The organism is Stenotrophomonas sp. NY11291, assembly GCF_023277365.1.
Taxonomy (GTDB): domain Bacteria; phylum Pseudomonadota; class Gammaproteobacteria; order Xanthomonadales; family Xanthomonadaceae; genus Stenotrophomonas; species Stenotrophomonas geniculata.
In genome coordinates, this window is the sequence record NZ_CP096975.1 from 1998227 (window position 1) to 2021254 (window position 23028).

Annotated in this window: 19 protein-coding genes; 2 read left to right on the top strand and 17 right to left on the bottom strand. The window is 60.7% G+C overall.

Features of this window, described 5'->3' with window-relative positions; all coding sequences use genetic code 11:
• Positions 1-2: 2 nt before the first annotated feature.
• The 14 genes from M1L61_RS09405 to M1L61_RS09470 all read right to left on the bottom strand — a co-directional run bounded on the left by M1L61_RS09405 (position 3) and on the right by M1L61_RS09470 (position 16227).
• Positions 3-929 carry an acyltransferase gene (locus M1L61_RS09405; protein WP_248854630.1) on the bottom strand — a complete coding sequence of 309 codons (927 nt, stop codon included), beginning with the start codon at positions 927-929 and terminating at the stop codon, positions 3-5.
• Complete coding sequence (locus tag M1L61_RS09410; protein WP_248854631.1) at positions 926-2128, bottom strand: glycosyltransferase; 1203 nt, start codon at positions 2126-2128, stop codon at positions 926-928. The genes M1L61_RS09405 and M1L61_RS09410 overlap by 4 nt, the downstream gene beginning before the upstream one ends.
• Positions 2109-3869: a heparinase II/III-family protein gene (locus M1L61_RS09415; protein ID WP_248854632.1), complete on the bottom strand. Its 1761-nt coding sequence runs from the start codon at positions 3867-3869 to the stop codon at positions 2109-2111. Before M1L61_RS09415 ends, M1L61_RS09410 begins: the two co-directional genes overlap by 20 nt.
• Before the next feature lie 64 nt (positions 3870-3933).
• Positions 3934-5223 carry a Gfo/Idh/MocA family oxidoreductase gene (locus M1L61_RS09420; RefSeq protein ID WP_248854633.1) on the bottom strand — a complete coding sequence of 430 codons (1290 nt, stop codon included), beginning with the start codon at positions 5221-5223 and terminating at the stop codon, positions 3934-3936.
• Between the two features lie 21 nt (positions 5224-5244).
• Positions 5245-6102 (bottom strand): aldo/keto reductase, encoded by an 858-nt coding sequence (locus tag M1L61_RS09425; RefSeq protein WP_248854634.1) that lies wholly within the window; start codon positions 6100-6102, stop codon positions 5245-5247.
• On the bottom strand, positions 6092-7456 hold the full coding sequence (locus M1L61_RS09430; RefSeq protein WP_248854635.1) for a hypothetical protein: 1365 nt from the start codon (positions 7454-7456) through the stop codon (positions 6092-6094). The genes M1L61_RS09425 and M1L61_RS09430 overlap by 11 nt, the downstream gene beginning before the upstream one ends.
• A complete protein-coding gene (locus M1L61_RS09435) occupies positions 7456-9126 on the bottom strand; it encodes a lipopolysaccharide biosynthesis protein (protein WP_248854636.1) in 1671 nt (556 codons plus the stop codon). Before M1L61_RS09435 ends, M1L61_RS09430 begins: the two co-directional genes overlap by 1 nt.
• Positions 9127-9175: 49 nt before the next feature.
• Complete coding sequence (locus M1L61_RS09440) at positions 9176-10072, bottom strand: glycosyltransferase family A protein (RefSeq protein WP_248854637.1); 897 nt, start codon at positions 10070-10072, stop codon at positions 9176-9178.
• Entirely contained in the window at positions 10069-10968 is a 900-nt protein-coding gene (locus tag M1L61_RS09445; RefSeq protein ID WP_248854638.1) for an NAD(P)-dependent oxidoreductase, read from the bottom strand. Before M1L61_RS09445 ends, M1L61_RS09440 begins: the two co-directional genes overlap by 4 nt.
• 1 nt (position 10969) lies before the next feature.
• On the bottom strand, positions 10970-11548 hold the full coding sequence (gene rfbC / locus M1L61_RS09450; RefSeq protein ID WP_248854639.1) for a dTDP-4-dehydrorhamnose 3,5-epimerase: 579 nt from the start codon (positions 11546-11548) through the stop codon (positions 10970-10972).
• A 27-nt stretch (positions 11549-11575) separates the two neighbouring features.
• Entirely contained in the window at positions 11576-12643 is a 1068-nt protein-coding gene (gene rfbG / locus M1L61_RS09455; RefSeq protein WP_248854640.1) for a CDP-glucose 4,6-dehydratase, read from the bottom strand.
• Between the two features lie 4 nt (positions 12644-12647).
• Positions 12648-13424, bottom strand: a complete 777-nt coding sequence (gene rfbF, locus M1L61_RS09460) for a glucose-1-phosphate cytidylyltransferase (protein WP_248854641.1) — start codon at positions 13422-13424, stop codon at positions 12648-12650.
• Positions 13425-13557: 133 nt separating this feature from the next.
• Positions 13558-14724, bottom strand: a complete 1167-nt coding sequence (locus M1L61_RS09465; RefSeq protein WP_248854642.1) for a glycosyltransferase — start codon at positions 14722-14724, stop codon at positions 13558-13560.
• Between the two features lie 81 nt (positions 14725-14805).
• A complete protein-coding gene (locus tag M1L61_RS09470; protein WP_248854643.1) occupies positions 14806-16227 on the bottom strand; it encodes an undecaprenyl-phosphate glucose phosphotransferase in 1422 nt (473 codons plus the stop codon).
• A 315-nt stretch (positions 16228-16542) separates the two neighbouring features.
• On the opposite strand from M1L61_RS09470, the gene M1L61_RS09475 reads away from it, so the two are divergent.
• Together M1L61_RS09475 and M1L61_RS09480 are read left to right on the top strand one after the other, a co-directional pair.
• A complete protein-coding gene (locus M1L61_RS09475; protein WP_010484736.1) occupies positions 16543-16983 on the top strand; it encodes a low molecular weight protein-tyrosine-phosphatase in 441 nt (146 codons plus the stop codon).
• Positions 16984-17021: 38 nt separating this feature from the next.
• Complete coding sequence (locus M1L61_RS09480; RefSeq protein WP_248854644.1) at positions 17022-19250, top strand: polysaccharide biosynthesis tyrosine autokinase; 2229 nt, start codon at positions 17022-17024, stop codon at positions 19248-19250.
• Between the two features lie 182 nt (positions 19251-19432).
• Here the strand turns inward: M1L61_RS09480 and M1L61_RS09485 are convergent, their stop codons facing one another.
• Genes M1L61_RS09485 through M1L61_RS09495 form a run of 3 tightly spaced genes read right to left on the bottom strand, consistent with a single transcriptional unit; the run spans position 19433 to position 23015 of the window.
• Positions 19433-21553 carry a YjbH domain-containing protein gene (locus M1L61_RS09485; RefSeq protein ID WP_248854645.1) on the bottom strand — a complete coding sequence of 707 codons (2121 nt, stop codon included), beginning with the start codon at positions 21551-21553 and terminating at the stop codon, positions 19433-19435.
• Positions 21553-22326 carry a capsule biosynthesis GfcC family protein gene (locus tag M1L61_RS09490; RefSeq protein WP_248854646.1) on the bottom strand — a complete coding sequence of 258 codons (774 nt, stop codon included), beginning with the start codon at positions 22324-22326 and terminating at the stop codon, positions 21553-21555. The genes M1L61_RS09485 and M1L61_RS09490 overlap by 1 nt, the downstream gene beginning before the upstream one ends.
• Positions 22323-23015, bottom strand: coding sequence for a YjbF family lipoprotein (locus M1L61_RS09495; protein WP_010484744.1), 693 nt, complete (start codon positions 23013-23015; stop codon positions 22323-22325). Before M1L61_RS09495 ends, M1L61_RS09490 begins: the two co-directional genes overlap by 4 nt.
• Between the last annotated feature and the right edge of the window lie 13 nt (positions 23016-23028).

Genomic DNA, 23028 nt, shown 5'->3' on the forward strand with positions numbered 1-23028 from the left:
TGTCAGGCGACGGGCAGTGCCGGTTGCTTCAGCCATGCCCTCAGGCGCTGGTAGGCGATGACGAAAAGGGCCGAAGTCACGAATGCCACTGTGACCCGAAGCGCCACATGGATTGGAAGCTGTTTTGCCGCACCGAGGAAAATCGGGTGGCACAGGTAGATGCCGAACGTCGCATTGGCCAGCGTCTGTATCACGTGCGACGTGGGGATCCGGTCTCCCCAGCGCAGTGCGGCCAGCAGCACCAAGGCGGCAATCAAGTGTGGCAATGCCACGCCAGGCAAGGGGAAGAGCATCCATGTCGCAGCCACCAGCATGAGTGCAACAGCAAGCGCTTGCACACCCCACCGCGTGCTTCGGTGTAGGCCTATCAACAGCCCGATCAGTACGGCAGTGGAGGCCTGCATCCACTGAGCCAAGGGATAGCCAACCTGGCGCGACCAGGGTTCCCATTGCCAGACCGTTGCCAGATTCACCACGATCGCCATCATTGTCAGCCAGAACAGCAGCTGGCGATCAACGGAGCGCTTTATCACCGCAAGTGTCACGATCAGAGCAAAGATGAATGGGATGTACCAGAGGTGGATGCTGCTGCCAGCGAGTACCCCAGCGACCCAGCCTCCGCTGTAATCCAGCGACATGAAGGGCTGATGGCGTGCAAGGTTGATGGCACCGAACACCCCAAACCAGAATGCCCAAGGAATCAGTAGACGGCGCGCCAGCTCTGCGATCCGGGCACGACGCGACCAGTTGCCGCCCACCTCGAACAGCATTGTGAGGATAAGGAATGCCGAGAGACCGCTGTAGCTGATCTCACTTCCCGGCGCTTTCGAGTGGTACCAGACAATGGCGAACGCGGCGAGGATGCGTACCAGCTCAATGCCCTGATTGCGCCTGGAACCCTGCGGTACCGTCGTCAACTGTGCAGTCACTGGTCTGCGTCCAGCGCCTTCAGAAAGCGCACGCCACGATCGGTCCAGTCGAAGCATCCCTGGGTACCCTCATAGGCATTGTTCTGCAGACTGTTGAGGTAATCGAAATCATCAATGCGCTCGCAAACCCCCTGCGCCAGCGCCGTAAGGTTGTTGAATTCGACGAATGCGCTGGGCGCGCTCACTCCCAATCCGGAAACGGCGCCTTTCATGGCAAAAATTGGCAGACGGTTGAAGACGTAGGTCAGCAGGCGCACCTTGAATCCGCCGCCCAGGAAGTCGGCGACTACACTTGCACGGCAGGTAGCAAGGAATGCGTCGATATCGTCGACAAAGCCCATGAAACGCACAGTCGGGTAGCGGCCGGACAATGTGTCGCCGAGCGCATCATCGATCGGCCCAACCACGGCCATTTCGACGCCTGCACGATGGAAGATGGGCGCTGCATGCTCTAGCCAGCGCTCCAGGATCACTTGCTTCTGACGGGATTCACGCCCGCCCAGTAAGACGACGCGCCGAGGAACCGAGGCGTCAATCCGGCGTTGGACCATGCTGTTGCCCTGGTAGCCCGGGGTCAGGGTGACGTGTTGCAAGCTTGGCACCTGGGCCTTATAGAGCGCGGCATCATCTGGATTGATCAGTGACACAAGGTCCACCGATCGCACAAGGTCAAGCTCAGCCTTGCCAACCTTGATGCCATCAAGTTTCAGGGCAAGGCGCAGCAGCGGATTGCCACCATACGCTGCGTACTTCTCCACGCGCACCGAGGCTTCGTGCTCATGTGAAATATAAGAGATGCGTGTTGCCGGGTGACGGGTGCGGTACGTCAATACTTGGGGGAGAACATGGTAGGAGCCAATGTGATCGATGACGATTACGTCCCACTCTTCCTGAAGGGCCAGTGCCACGGCCCTCGTGTAAGCAGTGGTCTGTCCGCGCCAGGCAATGTTGGGCAGATGGGTGGCGACCGATCCGATGCGTCCCTTGCGTGGGGCGCCTGCGATGATCCAGCGGACCCCGTCTTTGTCTACCGGACCATCAGGCTGCACGCCATTGGTGGCAACCACTGCGGTCACATCCGCAACCTGCGCAAACGAGGTGGCTAGCCCCCTGGAATAGCTCATGTCGCCCCCGCGCGCTGGTGCGTATGGGAAGAGACGGCTGAGGATGAGAATGCGCTTACGGCGAACGGACGACATCGTGTTGTTCCTTGGTGCAGATTGTGGACGGAACCGGGCTACTCACGTCCCAGTCCAGCTCGGCTGTATCGCCGGGCTCCAGTGTGATCAACCATCCTTGCCGATCCTGCAGGTAGTGGCTGGCCCAGATTGAAGCGCGGAGATCTGCCACGCGGCCCTTGCGGATCACCAGATCGACGATGATCCCATCCTGCGAGAACTGCAGATAGTTCTCTTCGCGCGAGACCACGCGCCAATCGGCGGCGACTAGCAGGTTGGTGCGCGGCCGGGGAAGATCCCCGTGCCAGCGGTCGCTCACATGCAGGCAACCGTTCAGAAGCATGACACTGCGCTCTGCGCTGCCATGCTTGAGATTCAGTGACCCGGATACACGATGTCCGCCCGCGAGCGGGCCACACTCGGTCAGCTGCGCCTCGCTCATCCGTCCCACTTTGAAACATCCGCTGTACTCGACCGGCTCGACCTCGTGCCAGCCTGGGCCATTGTGGCTGGCCGCTGAGCGCTCGAAGCGTCTGCGCTCGCCTGTGGAATACTGGTATGTGCCCGGATCCACAATAAACCTTTTGCCGTGCAGATCGATTTCCACTGCCAGGAAGTCGGCATGCCCGTGCCCGGGATTCCAATGCGGCCCAATCGCACCGGCGTCAAACAAGGCAAAGCAGGTTTCATCCTGCAGGCGGGCATAACCGGCGTGCGGCAACACTTCAAGCGGCTGCAGTGAAGGGGGCTCCGTCAGTGCAGCGAGTGGAGGAACTTCGCCGAACCAGCTGTCGTTGAACAGTGCAATTTCGCCATCCGGATGAGACATTACCGCCCACGCATGCTCGGCTAAAGCGAGACGCTCGCAGGCAAGTCTGCGCGTTGTGTCGTCTAGGAACGGCGTGTCCCGGAACACGCGCAAGGCCATGACGGTCAAGCCTTGGTACATGGCCGAGCGCTCGGAAAGCAGTCCATCTTCGAGGACGCAATCCAGAATGATCCGGCGCACGTCGTGGTTCAGGCGCGCCGTGATCGACGTCGGAACCTCTTCTGCATGGCTGTAGTACAGACACAGCGCCGCCAGATTGCGTTCGACGTGATTGTTCTTGAGCTCATGCTCGATGGTGTCCAGTACGAAGGCGACATCGCGACGGAGAAATGCCTCGATGGCGGCGACCAGTGAAGGTGCGAGCGTACGTTCCTGGCGTGCGACAAGGTAGCCACTGAGTACACTGAGTATCCGGTGCGACGCGCTGTACGGGAACCAGTAGGAACTGAAACATCCGCTCACCGCGAAGCTGCTGCTGGCATTGAAGCGGGCTAGGATTGCTTCAATGGCCTGGTGATGGGTGGCCGTGCCGGAAACCAGCATGGGGCAGATGAATCCCAGGTGCGCCAGCTTCATCCGCCAGAGATGAAGATCATTCTCTACGGCAATGGTGTGATGCCAGTTGATTGCTCCAACGCTGCCGAAATCTACGGATTGACCAAAGAAGGTGAAGCGCCCATGGGCCACTTCATCCATATCGTCCAGGTATTCGTCCCGATAGAACCGGGAGACGAATGCCACGGCCGTTCCAGTTGCTTCGATGCCGCGGGAGGCAATGGTCGGCACACGCGTACTGAGCCGGTCAAGGCGTCGCGCGTAGGCATTCGGAAACTGCCGGGCAAGGACGTTGCGAAGCACGCGCTTGAGATGATATCCAAGCATCTTCGCATCAAGCCGCGATGCGGCTTGCAAAGTTCGTAGATTGATTTCCAAAGTAGTCGTCCAGTTGCATCCGTCCTTGGAGAGCGCCGATAGAATGTCATCGGCGTCACGTTCTTCATCGGGATGCGATCCGCTCCAGCAGGGTGGGGTGGAGGCGCTCCAGATACCGGGTTCCGTAGTCCTGCGTACCTGGCAGCGGGCCAAGCGGCGCGAACGATGTGGTAGGGCGCGTCGCCAAGCCCTCAGGACCTGCGCCCTGGATCAGCAGCGTCAGTTCGTTCAGATGGGCGATGAAGTCGGGTGACAGATACTGCGGCTGACCGCTTCTTATCTCGCGCGCCATCTCGGCAATGCCGACGAACTTGTCCTGTGCGTAAACTTCCTTGCGCCGGATCCATTCCTTGACGCGTGTTCGTAGAGAAGAACGCACCGACTGGTCCTTTTCCACCGCGTCGGACTTCCAGTTCCGTACCAGCCGCATGCGATCCCCGCCGATGCCGAACAGCTTGCCCAGCAGGCGGCTGTTGCGCAGCACCTGCAGCTTCCGCGCGCTCAGGCTGCCTTTGGAGTAACGCTCCAGGTGGACCGGGGAACGGTACTGGCGGTAACTGTCGGTCGATACCTCTCCTTCGGTGCCGATCACGCGCATGCGATGGTCGCGGGGCGCCACCACGCTACAGGTGATCCGTGCCGACGCGCCACTGGCGAACGTCAGGCAAGCAACCGAATAGTCCGGCGTCCCAGAGCGGCCGGGCATGGCTGCTGACTTGGTCTCGATCAGCTCATTGGAGTAGGCGGTAACCGCCGTTGCTGGGCCTAGCAAACCACAGATCCAGACAAGGTGGTAGCCCACGTGCTCAAAGGTGCAGCCTTCAAGGATCTCCTCCTCAAGCGGCCACGGGGCACCCGTAGGACTCCTTACCTTCTCGAACTCCATCAGGTGGATGGGGTTGTCATCCAGCTCGGCGTACACCAGAAGCGGTTTTCCGATGGCGCCGTCGCCGACTGCCTTGAACAGCGTCCTTACCGAGTCGCTGTAGATGTTGCAGGGCGCTCCGTACATGCGCACGCCTTTGGTCGCGGCGATGGCGAACAGTTCCTGGGTTTCACCCAGACTCCGGGTTATAGGCTTTTCACTGTAAACGTGCTTTCCAGCCATCAATGCCCGACGGCTCACGTCGAAATGCGCGCCGATATTGGTCAGGTTTACCACGATATCCACTCGGACGTCCTCCAACAGGGCGTCCAGTGAGGCATAGCGCTCAAGGCCATAGTAGGCACACACGCGATCCATCCGATCGGTCTTGAGATCGAAAACGCCTACGATGGTCAGCTCCGGATGAGCCTTGATGGTCCGCATGTAGATGTCGAAGACAAATCCACAGCCCACGATTGCAATGTTCACGTTTCAGCTTCCGCGTTGCAGTCAGGCAGGCATGCTGGCGGTCAAGCCAGCGGCCCGCGCAGCGACCTTCATATTGGAGATCTTGGTGGTGCCTACCAAGACAGTGGCGATACGGGGATCATCGTGCAGCTCCTGGATGCGTGCCGTCGCGAATGCCGAGGGATCCTGTGCGGCGGCTATCCCGCTCTGACCTCCCAGAACTTCACGAGCGATGATCTTCACGTGCTGCTGGAGGGCCTGTGCCATCACCTGATCGTATTCATGGCTGCCTGGATGGAGCGGGAGCTGCAAGGCGCCTACTCGCGGATCCGCCAGTGCCGCCATAGCCGTGCGGACGTCATCGACCGATACGCCAACAACACGAATCTTGCCGGCTTGCTGGGCGTTGTGCAGCGCCTGGATGGCTTCCCCATTGCGCAGTGTGCTTTCCTGCGGGCTGTGCAACAGGTAAACATCGATCGCGTCACGCCGCAGTCGACGGAGACTGCCGTCGATTGCCGCAGAAATGAAATCAGTGTCCCAGCGCGTCGGCAGCGGCTGACTACGCAGACTGCTTACGCCGTTTCGTGCTGTGTTGGATCCGCGTGCGACAAGCCGGATCAGGCCTTTTACCGGTACCAGGATGCGCTTGGAGAAGGGAAGATACTTGCCACCCTTGGTGCACACCAAGCAGTCACTGCGGTTGCCGATAGCGTTGCCAATCAGGCGCTCGCTATCGCCTTGGCCATAGACGTTAGAGGTATCGAAGAACCGATAGCCCTCGTCCAGTGCGGCCGCGAGCAGGCGGGTGGCATCTGGGCCGGCTAGCCCATTGATCGATCCGAGTCGGCTGCATCCGAGACCCAACTGTGCATGCTGAGTGCGGGAACTATCGCGCATGTATAGCTCCTCGCACGATAGAAGCGCGATCGAGGTTCGAGAGGTCGGTTCTAGATTCGACATTTATGCGTGGCGGAATACAGAATATGGCCAGTGTGAACCAGGAGATTGGATCGACGAACGCCGCACCGGCGTACCAGACAATCCACGCACACACGATCGCCCGGAACGGTAGGACCACCCCTATCGTGCGCAGCAATGCCTTGGTCAGCGCCATGAATAGAAGACCACCAACTGCCCCCATATAGATCCACTGCCACCAGAATCCGTTCGACATCAGATCATTAGCGCGCAGTGTCGGGTCTGCGAACCAGGGGAACAGGGCGAAAGCTCCCTTGTTTAGCCAGTTGTTGTCGATGATCGGGCGCGCAGCCTCTGCATTACCGACTCCTACGCCCAGCAAAGGATAGCGCTCCAGAACATCGATGCCGACGCTTGGTCCAACAGCGATGCGTCCAAAGAAGCTGCCGGTGGCGCCGTGATCACCAAGCACTAGCTTGCTGAGGGCGGCCAACTGGGTCATGTACGACTGCGCGATCAGTGTCGAAACCAACGCGCCGCCGAGAAGAAACAGGACAAATGCACGGCCTTTCTTCGTCCGTGGCCAGTACATCCACGTTGCGATGGCGGCCATGAAGAAGACGATGATCATGCTGGGGCAGACAAGGTAAGTTGCCGCCAGCATGAGCAGGCCGTTCCTCACCGCGTGGGGGTTGCCTGCCGAGCGCATACTGAGGGTCGCCATGGTAGACAGGCAGAGCAGAGTGGTGGCGAGAAACGAGGGTTCGGTGGCCATGACTTTGGGTCGGATCTGGCCATACAAGAACTGATCCCGCTCGATGCCGTTGTACACACTACGGCCAGATGCGGAATAGATAGCCTGACTGACGATCTCGAAGACTTCGCGCAAGGCAATGAATTCAAGAAGTGCAAGCAGCATGAAGAGAAACCACAAACGCGTGGAAATTCTGGCGAGTCGCTCTGGCGCTACGGTGGTTATCAGTGCGACAACGGCGAGCATTAGCGTCATAGACACCAATAACTGAATGCTGCCCTTGTACGTCTCAAATACTGCGGAGGTGGAGAGAAGCGGATAGTTCAGAATTGGAGCAAGTACCAATGCCGCAGCAAGTAGAAGCATCAGCGGCAGCGTCTTAAGAAGCACCTTGTGATATAGAGCTACAAGCACAGCGCCGGCCGTTAGGCAGATGAACTGAGGGACCAGTACGCTGCCGCCGCTATAGATCGACAATCTGAGGTGTGCGCCGATGAAGAACGCGACCAGCAGAGCTAGCCCTACTGAAGAGCGGCTGAAGCTCCCGTGCGCGTTGGACTTTGCGTAGACAAGGTTCATCATGAGGTGATCAACTTAAGAGCGTTGTGCGATGAGAGGAAGTCACCGGCCATTTTCCCCCAAAGATGATTTGCGAGGGAGGCTGAAAGAAAGGTCGCGGCCAGAGCCAGCAGATTCCACGGCTGTGCGACGCCGGCACTCGACCAGGCGGGGGCCGGGCGATTGAATATGGCAGGCAGAATGTCACCGATCGCTTTGCCGGCGAGGATGCCAATCACTGCCGCAGTTGGACTGTGCTGGTTGCCAAGAAGGTAGGCCAGGGCAGGAGAGAGGATGCCGGTGAGAATCTGGCCGCCGATGTTCGCATTGATGGTGCCGTGCGCTATTCCCCAAAAATAGGAGGGTGCACAGAGGATGTTGATCAGCCAGCATACCGAGATCATCGCGACCAGTAACATGAACTCGCTTGAGTATGTCTGCAACCAGAGAACGGAGACCAATGGCGCTACGCCAATGGCCGCGATCATGAGCGATCCCCCTGCTAGGGCGGCAACTCGATTGCTTTTGGTGAACAGGGCCCCGCTTGCTGTGGAATCGCGCTGTGAGAGCTCGGCAAAGGCAGGAACGAGGTTCTGGAGTGCCATGATCGCGACTGTCCGGATCTGATAGACCATTCGATATGCCATTTCGAAGATGCCGACCGGCGCGGGGCCTGCTACTGCTCCAAGAACCAGTTTGGAGAGGGGTTCAAAGAGAAGGTTGGCGATCGTACCGATCTGCAGCTTTGCGCCAAAGCCGAACAACTCCTTCAAGATCAGGCCTGAGAGCCGGGGAGGGCCCTGGATGGCGCGGGATCTGCGCGCAAAAATCGCCGATGCCGCAATGGTAAAGAGGTATTGGGATGCCTGTGCCCAGGCAAGTCCGAGCAATCCGTGTGACTTGACCAGGAGATAGGATGCGACCACCTGGATGATCATGCCTCCAATGGCGGAGAGGGCACGCAGGTCTGACCGCTGAATGCCGAGCAGCGTCGCTGCCAGCCCGGCATTGATGTTGAGCAGCCAGAACGTGAACAACGCCCAGGGGAGCAGTTGCCGGGCCGCATCTAGCTCTACGCCACTCAGGGCAAATCCCAGCGCGGCATTCAATGGCAGCCAACCGAGAAGGGCGATGACGGCCATGAGAGCGGCGATGGTGGAAAGCGCCGTCCAGAAGTAGAGCGACACCTTGGCATGCTCCCCACGCCCACGTGCAGCAGCAATGAACCTGGATAGGCCAGCAGCGATGCCGACATCGGCTATCCGCCCAAATGCCGTTGTAGCAAGCACAATCGACCAGACGCCAAGCATGGCGACGCCAAGCTCAGCGACTACGCTTCGGTAGATCAGGAATAATCCAATTCCTCCGATCAGGACCTCTGCGGCTGAGAAGAGTGAATTTCTTCTGAGATTCAATTGAAGGTGCTCTCGTGAACTACTTAGGTTAGCGTCGATGCAGGAGCCATATTGTGTGCTTACGCTAATCGCCACGGGCTGACGGCTGCTATCGCCTCTTCTATCGTCTTGCGGCGCTTCAGACAATTGAATGCAGCCCTTCAGCAGGGAGCCTGAATCGCGGCATAAGTGATTGATGGAAGTGGTGCGAGAAATGCAAGGTGGATAGTGAGGGTGATGGGAAAGGCTGTAGGTGAGATTGCCCCACTTCCAATAGAGCGCATAGTCCGGTGCCAAGAGTCCAGTGAGGCAACGTGCACGTTTGGTAGGAGCTCGATTCTGGCCATTACCGGCTACCCTGGAGCGCCTTGTCCACTGCCTTGGCAAGTGCGAACAGGCTGCTAGCTCCCTTCCATTTCCATTTCAACAACAGTAGAAGCTGGATCAGATTGAGTCGCGCAACACGAAGTCGTGAAGCCCTCCATGCGCTGCGGGGAAGGTGGGCCTTCAGGGCCTGCGAAAGAGGCAATAGCGGAAGGAACCAGGATAGGCGTCCGACCAGGCCCGTATCGCGGACGAAATGACGGTCGTACCGCTCGAAGTACTTCCCGGGGGCATGTCCGCTGCGGAGCAGCTGCACGCCGTCAACCTGCAAGTGGTGGCCGTGAAGCATGCTCAGGCATACCACCAGCCAGTCATAGCCAAACATGTTCAATCCGGCGGGATAGCTGGCCTGGAGAGCCTTGGTGCGGTACACGCCGTAAAGCCGGGCGCTGTCGCGCGGATTGTGCAGGTAGGTGCGCACGCGCTCATCGGGCGTGCCGACGATGGGAAACGTACCGCGTGCACGGCGAACATCGCCATCGGGGTAACGGAAGTTCACCTCGGTGCAGCACGCCACCGCATCGGGGTTGGCGTCGAGCTGGGCGATGCACAGCTCGGCGAACTGCGGCGACCAGATATCGTCATCCGCTGCCCACATGTAGTACTCGCTGTCCGCAGACATCAGCACGCCGCGGAAGTTATCGCTTTGCGGAATGGTCTGCGGGTGTCGCACGTGTCGCACGCGAGGGTCACGTGCGGCGTACTCGGCGCAGATTTCGCTGGTGCCGTCGGTCGACCCATTGTCATGAATCAGCAGGAGGAAGTCTGTGTAAGTCTGCGAGATCAGGCTGTCGATACAGCGGCGTGCAATGTCCACGCCGTTGTAGATGATAAGGCCGATGGTCAGGCGCGGCGTCATGGCGTGGCCTTGAGCAGCAGCTGGCTCATCAATCCACGGGCGAATTCGTCAATGGACTGACGAGCCGTGGCTGGTTGCAGGATGGAAGCGTACTCGAAGTCGTCCCCGGTCTGCGGTCCATTCGGCTGCTGACGCTCGACGATGCAGGTGCCTGCGACCAGTTCATCGGAGATGGCAGCGCACCGCTGGGCGAATTCGAATACCGTGCAGGAGGTTCCGCCGACAGGGTTGATCACCTGCCAGGCCGAAGATGAGGCATCCAGCCAGTGTCGTACGCTGTCCGCGATGTCGTTGGTTCCCACGAAGTTGCGTCGCTGCTGCCCGGTCGAGCGGATGACGATGCGACGATCCATCACCGCTTCGCGAGGGAAGGAGAAGGGGATCAGCGTCCATCGACGAAATGCGTCGGGATCACCCAGGGTGCCGAACACGGCGCATGGCCGGAATGCGGCAGCAGTCACTGGGCCCTGTGCGTACCGTCGGAAGACCTGTTCGGTGGCGTAGTGCGAGATCGCATAGTCCGATACCGGATTAGGCGGTGAGCGCTCGTCCATGTGGCCCAGCATCGGACCGTACACGTGGGCCGAGGAAATGTAGGCAAGACGTGTGGCGCCCGCAGCGACGGCCTGGCGCGCGAGGGCGCCAGCCCCGAACATTGCCATTCTGGCGGCACGGACGGGATCGTCGCGGAAGTCTTCGTCGACGATGCCGGCGCAGTGGACCAGGGCATCCGCCGGTGGCAGGGCCACTGAGTTCAGTCCGTCTACGTCAGCCAGGTCGAGGCGTACGTCCGCGCTTGCGCTGCGGCCGAGGGTGACTACCTCGTTGTCCCGGGAGAGATTCTTGTGCAGGGCCTGTCCGATCAGGCCGCTGGCGCCGGTGAGCAGAACGCGCATTTCAGCTCCGCGGGAATGGGGTGTTGGTGACGGCAGTGTTCAGGTGCCATGCCGGGTCGAAGTCCGGGGCGGTTGCGTCCTTCTCGGAGATCGAGAGCGGTGTTTGCGGGAACTCCACACAGAAACGTGGGTCGTTCCAGCGGACGCAGCGCTCGTTCTGGCCGTTGTATGCCGCACTGACGAAATAGAGCATTTCAACATCGTCGGTGAGGGACATGAAGCCGTGGGCGCAGCCGCGAGGCACATACATCATCCGGCGGTTCTCAGCGCTTAGTTCTGCGCCGAACCATTTGCCGAAGCTGGGCGAGTCCGGGCGTAGATCAAGCACGACGTCGTACAGGCTGCCGGCCGTGCATTTAACGACTTTCACCTCGGCAGACTCGCCGAGCTGATAGTGGAGACCGCGCAAGGTGTGGCGCGCCCGGGTGAACGAGGTGTTGAACTGCAGAAAGTTCGTCTCCAATCCATGCGCGGCGAACTCGTCCTGACAGAAGAGGCGCGAGAAGAAGCCGCGATCATCGCTGCGGGGCTCCAGATCGATCAGGTACACGCCATCCAGTGGGGCGGGGGTGAACTTCATGGTGTCATTTCCTTTCCGGGCGCGCGCTCAGTGCGTCGCCAGCCCTTCGTATTCAGCGATCTGGGCAAGGGTTAGGGTGGTCGCATCCTGCCCTTGGTGTTGCCGGATGTACCAATCGGCAGACCATTCGACGGCTTGGCGCCCGGTCAGGCGCGGATGCCAGCCGAGCACACGGGTTGCCAACGAGGCGTCCAGGGTCAACATCTTCATTTCGGCCGGATTGTCACTTTCGTCCAGGCGCCATGTCTCGTGCATGCCAAGTGCCTTTCCGAGCGTCTCAGTGACCGCCTGAACATTCATGGGCGAATCTGTCGCGGGCGCAAGGTTCAGCGCATTGGGGAGCAACGCGGCAGAGTCCGATGCCAGTGCCTCGGCATAATCCAGGTAGCCGGACACCGGGTCCAGGACATGCTGCCATGGCCGGGTGCTGCCGGGGTTGCGCAAGGTAACTGGCTGGCCGGCGAGCATGGCCCGCCAGATGTCGGGGATCAGGCGATCCTCTGACCAGTCACCGCCACCTACCACGTTGCCGGCACGCGCAGTGGCCAGACGGATCCCGGCTTCTTCGAAGTAGCTCTGCCGGTAGCAGGAAACCAGTTCCTCACACGCCGCCTTGGAGCTGGAGTACGGGTCGTGACCACCCAGTGGATCGGTTTCAATGAACGGACGGCCCGAGTCGTCGTTCATATAGACCTTGTCCGTGGTGACGACGAGGATCGCGCGCAGATGAGGTGCGCGGCGAAGCGCATTCAGCACGTGCAGCGTACCCATGACATTAACGTCATAAGTTTCTGTTGGCTCCCGATAGGAGCGACGCACCAGGGGCTGAGCCGCCATATGGATCGCCACGGTCGGGTCGCAGGTATCCACCGCTTGCTGGACTGCGAGAGGGTCGCGGATGTCGCCGATGGTGGAGGTCATGCCCGTGGCGTTGCCGATCAGGTCATGAAGACTAGGGGTGGTTTCGGGCGCCAACGAGTAGCCGTGTACCTGCGCGCCCATGCGGGCCAGCCAGAGCGCAGTCCAACTGCCCTTGAAGCCCGTGTGCCCGGTGAGGAATACGCGTTGCTTGCTCCAAAAATCACGGTTCGGCATATGCTTAGTCCCAGATCTTCCATGGGGCCTTGCCGGCGTCCCAAAGCGCTTCCAGGGACTGCTTGTCCCGGAGCGTGTCCATGGGCTGCCAGAAACCCTTGTGTTCGAAGGCGGCCAGCTGGCTGTCGCGTGCTAATCCTTCCAGCGGCTCGCGTTCCCATATCGTGCTGTCACTCGCGATCCGGTCGATGACGCGGGGGTGCAGTACGAAGAACCCGCCGTTGATCTGCGCACCATCACCGGCCGGTTTCTCGGTGAACTCTGTGACCTTTCCGTCTCGGATGACAGTGGCACCAAAGCGGCCCGCAGGGCGTACCGACGTCAGCGTGGCGTCCCTGCCATGGGCGTTGTGGAACTCCAGTAGAGAGGTGATGTCGATGTCGGCAACGCCATCACCGTATGTCATGCAGAACGGCTCATCCTTGTCGAGGTAGTCGCGAACGCGGCGGAGTCGGCCGCCGGTCATCGATTCTGTACCGGTATCCACGAGGTGAACTTTCCAGGGTGGAAGTTGCGAATCGCCCTTGAATTCAAGTGAGCGGTTGGCAATGTCGACCGTGATCGAGGAGTTGTGGAGGGCATAGTTCGCGAAGAATTCCTTCACGTAGTAGCCCTTGTACCCTAAGCAAACGATGAACTCGTTGATGCCATGTGCCGAGTAGATCTTCATGATATGCCAGAGGATCGGATGGCCGCCGATCTCGACCATCGGCTTTGGTCGCACGGCCGTCTCTTCGGCCAGACGCGTTCCCAATCCTCCCGCGAGGATGACTGCTTTCATGCTTTCTCCTGGAAAATTCTCGACAAATCGTGTGCAGCTGTGTTGCTTCCGTGCGGCAGCCCGCGTCTACGCAGCTCCCAGGCGTGGAATTCTCGCACCATCGCCATCTTTCCGTCTGGCACGCGTCCGGCTTTCAACGTGATTTCGCCGGATTCCACACTGCGAACGTCTGACCTCGTATTGCACGCGCCACCCCCTGCAGCGTGGCCAGCATGGCGAGCACGACCTCCACAAGTGAGGAGAGAGGCCCCCTGGTCGTCTTCGTGCCTGCGATAGCCACGGCGATGAGTGCGAGCACGCTCACCATTCCAAGCACGGGCGAGATCAGGCTGAGGGTTGCCACGCCTGCCGCTGTGCCCGCCAGCAGGAAGGCCCCGCCGAACCAGCGCAGCGTCTTGTGCGAGAAGTAGCGGAATCGGTTGCCGAACTTCAGATTGCGACGCCTTGAGGTCAGTACGGTGTGGGTATGAAACGCGCGCGCGGAAATGCGCACTTTGCGCGCAAACTCGTCGGCGCGCACCGAAACCAGTTGCTCATAGGCAACGACATCGTTGCACTTGATCAACCGCAAGCCCTTGAAGACAACTTCCATTGAGACCGTGAAATCGTCGAGCACGGTATCGGGAAAGCTCGGATACAGCGCCGTGCGGATTGAGAAGATGGAGCCATCTGCGCCCATCACGCTGCCGCTCCGGGACTCAAGGTCCTTGATCTTCTCTTCCAGCCGCCAATAAAGGCCGCCCACGGCCGCAGTTGCCGATCCATCTGCGCCAAGATAATGCAGGGCGCCGCAGATGCCGCCAACCTCCTCGTCGGCATAGCATGCGAAGAGCGCGTGCGGTGCCTGAAGATCCAGTAGCACATTGGCGTCAGTAAAGATGAGGTAGCGGGACGTTGCCCGGCCGGCCATCAGCTTCATCCCGTGCGCCTTCCCGTTCCTGCCGCCGCCGCGCACCAACTTGACGAACGGCGCACCCTGCTCGATCAGGTCGGCGGTTCCATCGGCGGAGCCATCGTCGAAAGCCATGAACTGCATCGCGGGGTACTGCTTGCGCAGTTCCCTTAGATTGGCCAGCTTCTGTGGCATGGCGGATGCTTCGTTGTAGGCGCAGAACAGCAGGGTGAAGTCAGCGCCATCTCCGCAATCCGGTGGTCCCTGGCGAACGGGCCGAACCTTCCAGGCAGCCAGCACTGCGGGGTAGATGAGGTAGGGGTAGATCACTGCCAGAACGCAGGCGGCTGTGAACAGGATGAGCAGGGTAATAAGCATGTCGGGCAATAAAGGGACGTTGGCAGGCATGCCGGAACATCGAAAGAACTCGCGCTGTAACACACCGTCATGTGTGCTAACTCAGTCGGTAGGTCCGGCGTGACAGGTTTCTCAGTATGCGTTCTTGTGCACGAATCCCTTGAACATAGTCATGAGAACGATCTTCAGATCAAACGCAAGCGACCAGTTCTCAATGTAGAAAAGGTCACATTCGATGCGCTTGTGAAGATCGGTCGAACCTCGCCAACCGTTGACCTGTGCCCAGCCGGTGATGCCCGCCTTCACCATGTGTTTTTTCATGTAGGACGGAATCTCGTGCTTGAACTTGTGCACGAACACCGGCCGCTCCGGCCGCGGTCCAACGATCGACATGTCGCCCAGCAGGACGTTGATGAACTGTGGTAGTTCGTCCAGGCTGGTCTTGCGAAGGAAGCTGCCCACGCGGGTAGCGCGATTCTCGCCCGCTTTCGCCCACACTGCGCCAGACGCGCCTTCAGCGTCGACCGGCATCGAGCGGAACTTCAGCATCCAGAACGTCTTGTTGTTCCAGCTCATCCGCTCCTGCCGATAGAAGATCGGGCCTGGGGAGCTCAGCTTCACCGCCACCGCAATCGCGAGCATGATCGGTGAGATCATGAGCAGGATGAGGCCGGCAAGGATACGGTCTTCCAGGGCCTTGATCAGGCGGGCGCCGCCCTGAAGGGGGGTCTGCTGAAGATTGGTGACGGGAAGGCCCGCGACCTGCTCGACGGAGTGGTTCAGCAGGTGCAGCCCGAACATGTCAGGCACGAACTTGATATCGGCAGTGGAATGCTGCAACTGATTCAGGGCAATCGCGATGTTGTCTTCGTCGCGCATCGGCAGGGCAATCCACACCTGGTCGATATGATTGGCCTCCACGTACGCGCCGAGCCCATCCAGTTCCCCCAGCTTGCTTGCATGCTGCACGCTGCCGCGGTCAGACGGGGTTCCGAACCAGCCGCGCACCTCAATTCCTGCCCAGGATGCCGACCTCAGGGAGCTGACGATGTGCTGCGAATCGGTCGTGGCGCCCACGATGACGGCGCTCCGCAAGTCTGCGCCCCGGGCCCGGATCCAGCCGGCGATGCCGCGAACGCCAATGCGGAGTGCGATTACGCCCGCCAGGCTCATGCCAAACCACGAGGCAAGCCATATGCGTGAAAGCTCATCGGTTACCTGGATCGCGGTCGAGTAGGCGAGAAGGCCGCCGAAAATCACGGCGAGCTTCATCAGGACCTTGCCGAACTCTGCGAGCAGCCCGCGCCCACGCCAGCTCTCGTACAATGATGAGGATCCAAGGACGAGAAGTGCGAAGAGAACGGTGATGGAGACCAAGCGGGCATAGTTCATCGGCATGTGCAGATCGCCGAATCTCATCGCGTAGGCGGCCAGCGCGGCTACCACCAGAACAATCGGGTCTCCGACCCGCAGAGCTAGGCTGAGCGCAGGAGCAAACCTGTTTCCTGAAGCGTTCCAGAGCCCAGTGTGGTGCCGTGCAGGCATGTAAGACATGTCGATTTCTTCCTTGTAGAGGATCCGTGCATCCAGCAATCGCCTCGCTGTCCGGCCGGCTGGCGGCGCCGATCCGGCCGTCAGTCCAACCCGTTAGCTGTTACAATCGATCACAGGATGATAACAGAACCTTCACCAAGGCGTGACCTGCGTCCGGATTTCCGGGGGTAGGGCTAGGGGCGCCGCCCCATCGGCCTGGTAGGGCTGGGTTCAGTTACACCCTCATGTCAGGTATGCTGCTTGGCTAACTTTCGTATGCGAAGCGTTGGTGGCTGACGTTATGCACCTCACGTCGCCCCGCCAGAGGATTGGCCCATGTTCAACAAGGTGCTGTTGGTCTGCATCGGAAACATCTGTCGAAGCCCGACCGCAGAAGTGCTCATGCGGCACCAACTCAGGGATCGCACAGGGGTAGATGTCTCTTCCGCAGGGCTTCAGGCATTGGTCGGTCGGCCGATAGATGAGACCGCGGGAGAGCTGCTTCGGGAGAAGGGGCATGATCCGAGCGCGCATCGAGGGCGTCTGGCGACGCCATCCGTGCTGGCGGCGGCTGATCTGGTGCTGGTGATGGAGCAGTCCCACGTGGCGCGAATCGCCCGCGAGGTTCCTCAGGTAAGCGGCAAGACATTCCTGCTGGGGCATTGGGATGGAAGGGTGGAGATCCCCGACCCCTACCGCCAGCAGAGGATCGCGTTCGAACACGTTTACGGTTTGATCGAGCAGGGCGTTGCCCGCTGGGCCAGCCACATCAAGTAATTGCCGCACTGGTGCGGTTTTTTCACGAAACGGAAGCTATGACCAAGGAAACCAGTGCGCGGCCCACCCGCGAAGACGACGAGATTGATCTGCGGGATCTGCTGGGCGTTCTGATTGACCGCAAGTGGTGGATCCTGGGAACAACCTTCCTGTTTGCGATGGTTGGCGCCGCCTACGCGATCCTGACGCCGCCGGTGTATCGGGCAGAGGCCACGGTGCAGGTTGAGTCGAAGATGCCGACCATTCCGGGTCTTGCAGATCTGACCTCTCTTGGCGGCGGCGGCAGTACCGCGTCCACCACTGAGGTTGCGCTGCTGACCTCGCGCACGATCGTCGGTACCGCGGTCGACAAGATGCAGCTTGAGACGGTCATCGAGCCCCGGCGTTTCCCATTGGTGGGAGGGCTGATTGCACGTCGTTTCTCGGGTGAGACCGAGGGGGAAGTGGCGGCTCCGGTTCTGGGGCTTTCCAGCTATGGCTGGGGCGGCGATGAACTGAAGATCCATCGCCTGGATGTTCCGGCACGGCTGCTCGACGAGCCGATGATGCTTGTTGCAGGTGACAAGGCTGGGGAGTACTCGCTGCTTGATGACGAGGGCGAAACCATTCTTGCCGGCAAGGTCGGCATGCCCGCCGAGGCGCGCGGGATCAAGATTGAAGTCGCGAGCCTGAATGCCAATCCGGGCATGCGCTTCACGCTGACCAAGCAGCGTCGCCTCGATGTCATCGCCGGGCTGCAGGAAGACATCCGCGCGTCCGAACAGGGCAAGGACTCGGGCATCCTTCGCGTCAGCTATGAAGACACCGATGCGGATCGTGCGCAGGCGCTGGTGCAGAACATTGCTGAAGCCTACGTCCGGCAGAACGTCGACCGCGGCTCTGCCGAGGCCGCGACGCAGCTTGCCTTCGTGAAGGATCAGCTCCCAACCGTGCGCAAGCAGGTGGAGGACGCGCAGGCGGCAATGGCGGCTTACCAGTCCCGTTCGAATTCCGTCGACATTACGATGCAGACCAAGGGTCTGCTCGAGCAGGAGGTCGCCGTTGAGGCCAGCATCCAGCAGCTGCGCCTGAAGCAGGCGGAGATGGATCGCAGCTTCACGCGCGAGCATCCGGCCTACCGTGCGATGCTGAACCAGATCGGCGAGCTTGAGGCACGCAAGAGTGGCTTCCGTCGTGAAGTGAGCGCGCTGCCTGATACGCAGCAGGAACTGCTGCGACATACCCGCGATCTGCAGGTCAGCAACGAGCTGTACACCGCGCTGTTGAACCAGGCGCAGCAGTTGGATGTTGCGCGGGCCGGTACGGTTGGCAATGTCCGGATCGTTGATGATGCGATCGTTGATATCAGCAAGCCGGTGAAGCCTCGCAAGCCGCTGATTGTTCTTGTGTCGTTCCTGTTGGGCGCATTCCTGTCCACGGCCGCAGTTTTCCTGCTCCGCATGCTCAATCCTGGCGTGGAGGATCCGGCGCAGATCGAGGAACTGGGGTTGCCCGTCTATGCCGCCATTCCGCTCAGCAACTCGCGGAATCTTCTGAAGGTTCAGAAGGGCAAGGGTGGCAAGAAGCGCGTGGTGGCAGATGGCCGGTCCCACCTTCTGGCCGCTGCCGAGCCCGCCGACCTGGCGGTGGAGGCATTGCGCAGCCTCCGCACAAGCCTGCACTTTGCAATGCTTGAGGCCAAGAACAACATTCTGGCCATCTCGGGCCCGCGGCCCGGTGTCGGCAAGACCTTCATTTCGGCTAACCTGGCGGCTGTCGTCGCTCAGGCGGGCCAGAAGGTCCTTGTCGTCGACGTTGATATGCGAAAGGGTACCCTGCACAAGGTGCTGGGCGTGTCGCATTCCGGGGGCTTGTCTGACGTGCTGGCCGGCAAGGTGACGCTGCAGGATGCGATTCATTCCGTCCCGGGCCTGGAGAACATGCATTACATCACCCGCGGTGATATTCCGCCGAACCCGTCCGAGCTGCTGATGCACCCGCGCTTCCTGCAGCTGCTGGAGGGCCTGGCCAAGGAATACGACCTGGTGATCGTCGATACGCCGCCGATTCTTGCGGTCACCGACGCCGCAATTGTGGCCAACCACGCCGGCTCTACCCTGATGGTGACGCGATTCGGCGTGAACCAGCCGAAGGAGATCGAGCTGTCGATGAAGCGCTTCGAGCAGAATGGCGTGAAGGTGAAGGGCGCGATCTTCAATGCGGTGGAGAAGCGTGCCACGGGCTATTACAGCTATGGCTACTACGAGTACGCTTCAAGCGAGAAGTGATTGCTCCAAGGGGTGAGCTGAAGGGCTTTCACCTCCGGGAGAGAGGAAGGGTCGGTTGCATGTGCAACCGGCCCTTTCTTTTGGCTGCAGGACACCAGGTCAGCGCAGGCATACGAGAAGGGCCGGCTGCGCTGGCAGCCGGCCCTTCCTTGGTCTCTGTCGAGTGGGGTGGATGCCCGTCGTCAGTCGTCGATTCTGTCGAGATTGTTGAAGAAGAAGTCCGGATCCCGCTCTGAAGTCAGCTGGTACAGCGCATAACTTCGGCTCAGGCGCGCGCCACCATCCCGATACAGCGGATTCCAAGCGAACGTTGCACGCGCGCGGGTTGAGCGTGGCAGCAGGAAGTCGAAGGGGATCGAAATGAAGATGCCCTTATCGAAACTGCCTTCGCCAAAGTCCTTGGATGAAACATCGGTCTTGGTGGCGTATGCGCCCATGTTGACGCCATTGTCGAAGGCGCGAGCGACCGAGACCGTGGCGCCCCAGTCCTTTGCCAGGTAGCGACCGGCGCTGATCATGCTGGTGATCTTGTGCTCATCGCCCCACTGATAATAGAAGCTGGCGTGGCCGGTGGTGGTGCTGTAGTCGCGGAAGCTGAAGCGTTGATCGAAATCGCGCTGCTTCACCCAGTTCAGCTCGGCACCCACGGCCCAGCGCTCATTGAGGGGGCGGTAGAGGATCTCACCTCCCACACCGCCGTACATGGCCTCGAACAGCCCGGCGTAGGCCGAGCCATACAGGTCTTTGCCCAGCTGATGATTGCTGGTGAACTGCAGGTTGGTCAGGGTCAGGTCTTCCGTAGTCAAGTACTTACGGATGTTCGTGCGGACCCGGGGCAGGTTGCTTGGGGCGTCGTAGCGGAAGCGGTCGTAGTTGTTGTACGCGTTGTAGCTGAGCGTTCCGCTCAGCCAGGTATTCCGAGTGAAGTGGAAATTGGCCGAGTAGGTGCCTGCGACCTGGAACAGGAAGAAGCCATCGGGACCGCCGAGTTGCTGCTGGTACCCAATATTGAACGCGCCATCGTAGCGCCGAAGTGGCGCCGCATAAAGGCTCTCACGGCGCTGCTGCGCAGGTGCTGCCTGCTCGATGTGGCCGGCCAGTTCGCTCAGCGGGGTACGATTGTCGAGGTAGCTGTTGAAGGTGCTGCGCTCGATGCTGCTTTCTACGACGGGTACGCCCAGGCGGGTATTCTCGATCGTGAACCAGGTGGTATCGGATGGCAGTTCGGAATCCAAGATGCGCGCCGCGCGGCCAACTCCCTGCGCCGGGTAGTAGAACCGGCGCTGTTCGCCGCTGACGATGACTTCCGATCCACGTCGGCTGATGCCCGTGACACGAAGGCCGGCATTCTCTTCCAGGGTTCTGCTCAAGGCGGGCCAATCGATGTCATCCATTGATTGCGCAGAGGGTGCTGCGGACGCTCGCGCAACCGGAGGCGGATCCAGCAGCTTGGGCGTGGATTTCGCTCGTGCCACATTGCCGCGCAGGGTAATGCCGAACATGGCTGTATCGCCGCGTTCCCAGCCTAGGTGCAGTTGCACGTTGGGATTCACGGCATAGCTTGCGCCCAGGTTGATCGGGCTCTTCTGCGCTTGATTGTTGTTCTGTGGTTCGCGCTTGTAGTCGTTGCCGTCGTACTCAAGCTTCAGCTGCAGCGGCTCCCAGGGGGTCTGGTAAGCGATGCCGCCGAAGATGCCGACGGGACCGCGGAACATGCCCTTGCTGTTGAAGTTGCCAGTGCCCTGCGCGCGCGGGCGCTCTTCAAAGCGATCGCTGATCACCCGAAGTGGGTTCGAGAAATCGCCTCGATTGCCGATGTAGCCGGTGGCGAGGCCGAGGCTTGCATCGATGGGCCCGAATCGCTTGCTTGCAACCAGATACTCGCTGGAGAACAGGCCAGTACCGCCGATATCGCGGAAGCCTGCGGACAGCTCGGGCGCCCATCGGCTTTCCTGCCACAGCCGGACCTTCAGGTCGATCGACTTGTCCTTGTAGTTCTGCTTGCCGCTCAGCCATTCCGGGCCATAGCGTCGGTTCGCTACCGATACATAGCGGAACGCGCCTTCGACCCAGGGCAGGGGCTGCATCACCACGTTGTAGCGACTGTAGGGCGAGGTATGGCTTGCGGTGAAGCTCACCTCGCCGTCGTCGGCCATGCGTGCGGTGGGGGTCTGCAGCAGGCCAACGCCGCCCCAATCGCTGGCGGTGGGAGCTGGGGCAGTTTGTGCGTGCAATACAGCACTGACGCTCAGGCTGAGAAGGGCAACACCGGCGCGTGCCAGTGGGATGGAACGATGGCGCATCAGTATGAAACTCCGGGTGCATCCAGCACCTGGGTGGCAAGGAAGCGCACGGCATCCTCGTTGACATCGGGGGCAATCGTGCGGATCTTCGCGGTGTCCAGCGGCACGTAGATCACCGCCCCAGGAGCAAGGTGCACGGGCGTGCTGCGGTTCCACAGGGCCACGCCGAGTTGCTGCACTTTGCCGTCGGGCTGGATGACGTAGAGATCATCCCGGCTCGCCGCTGGCAAGATGGGGCAGGCGCTGCGATAGTGTCGTGCGTCAAGCGAGAACTGATGTTCGAGCTTGCACGGTTGTGCTACGGCACCAGTCACCTGCACAGTATCGGGTCGGCCGGGATAGACAACGCGGTCGCCCTCAAGTGCGGGCCGATTTTCCGTGATGCTTGCTTCAAGGCGGCGCGGATCAAGCAGCTGTGGCTCACGCCCCGTTACGGGTAGATCCCCGAGTTCGCGCGCCAGTAGAGCGGCTGCTTCGGCAAGCTCCGGGGCGTCCTGCTGAGAAGCGAGCGTTTCAAGGTCGAAGAGCAGGCCGGCCTTGAGGCGGGTCTGAGGCAGCAATGAGCGTTGTCGCAGAAGCGCCGCTCCCGGCATGTAGGCTTCTGTATCCGGTGCTGCTGCGAGTGCTGCCGCGCTGAGGCGGGCCCGGGCAGGCAGGGTGTGTGCGCCAGGGTTACGGACATGGCCGACCGCTTCGACGCCAATCGGCGATGAGGCGTGCGCATGGGTGGCCAGCGCCAGTGCCAGCCCAAGGATGATCGGTCGCAGTGTCATCGGTTCTGCAGGTCCTGCGAGTAGGGCTTGAGCTGGACAACTTCAAGGCTGGTGTCGGGTGCGATGGCCTGGATGCTCTTCCAGATGAACCCGTTGGCAGGATCGACCCAGTAGTGGTTGTCGCGCTTCCAGCCTTCGCCCTGAAGCTGCTCCCGCACGTGCAGCAGCTCGCGTTCGCTCTCCAGGATATGGACCTTCTCTTTGCCCAGGGTGGTCAGGGTGCCGATGACCTTCATTCCATAACGATAATCAGGCATCACGTCGTATCGGCGTTGCACGGTCGTGCCGTCTGCTATCCGGTGCAGCGCGTGGAAGGGGGAGTCCCCTTCGAGCGTCATGTCCTGAAGCTCCGGGCTGCTGCCGTGGGTTCCGACGACGACACCATCACGGAGGAAGACGATGCTTCGCTCGGAGCTGTACCAGGCCTGGCGCCCGGAGTCGATGTTGCCAAGCACCAAGACGGCGCCGCCTGCCGGACCGGTGACCTTGATCTGCGGGAATCGATTGGCGGCTACCTCGGCGGCCGTGGGGTCCACGTCGGGCTTGCCCTGCAGCGCCATCTGGACCGACTTGACGCTGGTCTTGCCCACCACGCCGCAACTGGTTGCGGTGATGAGTACAAGCAAGGCCAGCGCCACGGGGCGCTGGCGGTTTGCGTGTCGGGTGGCGGCCTGAGCGATCCTGCTCATGGTGCGGGCCACC

What these genes read in the sequence shown, in the direction of transcription:
- M1L61_RS09495 (WP_010484744.1), bottom strand. Translation starts at nt 23,015, where the DNA reads ATGAGCAGGATCGCTCAGGCCGCCACCCGACACGCAAACCGCCAGCGC.
- M1L61_RS09410 (WP_248854631.1), bottom strand. Translation starts at nt 2,128, where the DNA reads ATGTCGTCCGTTCGCCGTAAGCGCATTCTCATCCTCAGCCGTCTCTTC.
- M1L61_RS09480 (WP_248854644.1), top strand. Translation starts at nt 17,022, where the DNA reads ATGACCAAGGAAACCAGTGCGCGGCCCACCCGCGAAGACGACGAGATT.
- M1L61_RS09430 (WP_248854635.1), bottom strand. Translation starts at nt 7,456, where the DNA reads ATGAACCTTGTCTACGCAAAGTCCAACGCGCACGGGAGCTTCAGCCGC.
- M1L61_RS09440 (WP_248854637.1), bottom strand. Translation starts at nt 10,072, where the DNA reads ATGACGCCGCGCCTGACCATCGGCCTTATCATCTACAACGGCGTGGAC.
- M1L61_RS09445 (WP_248854638.1), bottom strand. Translation starts at nt 10,968, where the DNA reads ATGCGCGTTCTGCTCACCGGCGCCAGCGGCCTGATCGGACAGGCCCTG.
- M1L61_RS09470 (WP_248854643.1), bottom strand. Translation starts at nt 16,227, where the DNA reads ATGTCTTACATGCCTGCACGGCACCACACTGGGCTCTGGAACGCTTCA.
- M1L61_RS09465 (WP_248854642.1), bottom strand. Translation starts at nt 14,724, where the DNA reads ATGCCTGCCAACGTCCCTTTATTGCCCGACATGCTTATTACCCTGCTC.
- M1L61_RS09425 (WP_248854634.1), bottom strand. Translation starts at nt 6,102, where the DNA reads ATGCGCGATAGTTCCCGCACTCAGCATGCACAGTTGGGTCTCGGATGC.
- M1L61_RS09475 (WP_010484736.1), top strand. Translation starts at nt 16,543, where the DNA reads ATGTTCAACAAGGTGCTGTTGGTCTGCATCGGAAACATCTGTCGAAGC.
- rfbC (WP_248854639.1), bottom strand. Translation starts at nt 11,548, where the DNA reads ATGAAGTTCACCCCCGCCCCACTGGATGGCGTGTACCTGATCGATCTG.
- M1L61_RS09490 (WP_248854646.1), bottom strand. Translation starts at nt 22,326, where the DNA reads ATGACACTGCGACCGATCATCCTTGGGCTGGCACTGGCGCTGGCCACC.
- rfbF (WP_248854641.1), bottom strand. Translation starts at nt 13,424, where the DNA reads ATGAAAGCAGTCATCCTCGCGGGAGGATTGGGAACGCGTCTGGCCGAA.
- M1L61_RS09485 (WP_248854645.1), bottom strand. Translation starts at nt 21,553, where the DNA reads ATGCGCCATCGTTCCATCCCACTGGCACGCGCCGGTGTTGCCCTTCTC.
- rfbG (WP_248854640.1), bottom strand. Translation starts at nt 12,643, where the DNA reads ATGCCGAACCGTGATTTTTGGAGCAAGCAACGCGTATTCCTCACCGGG.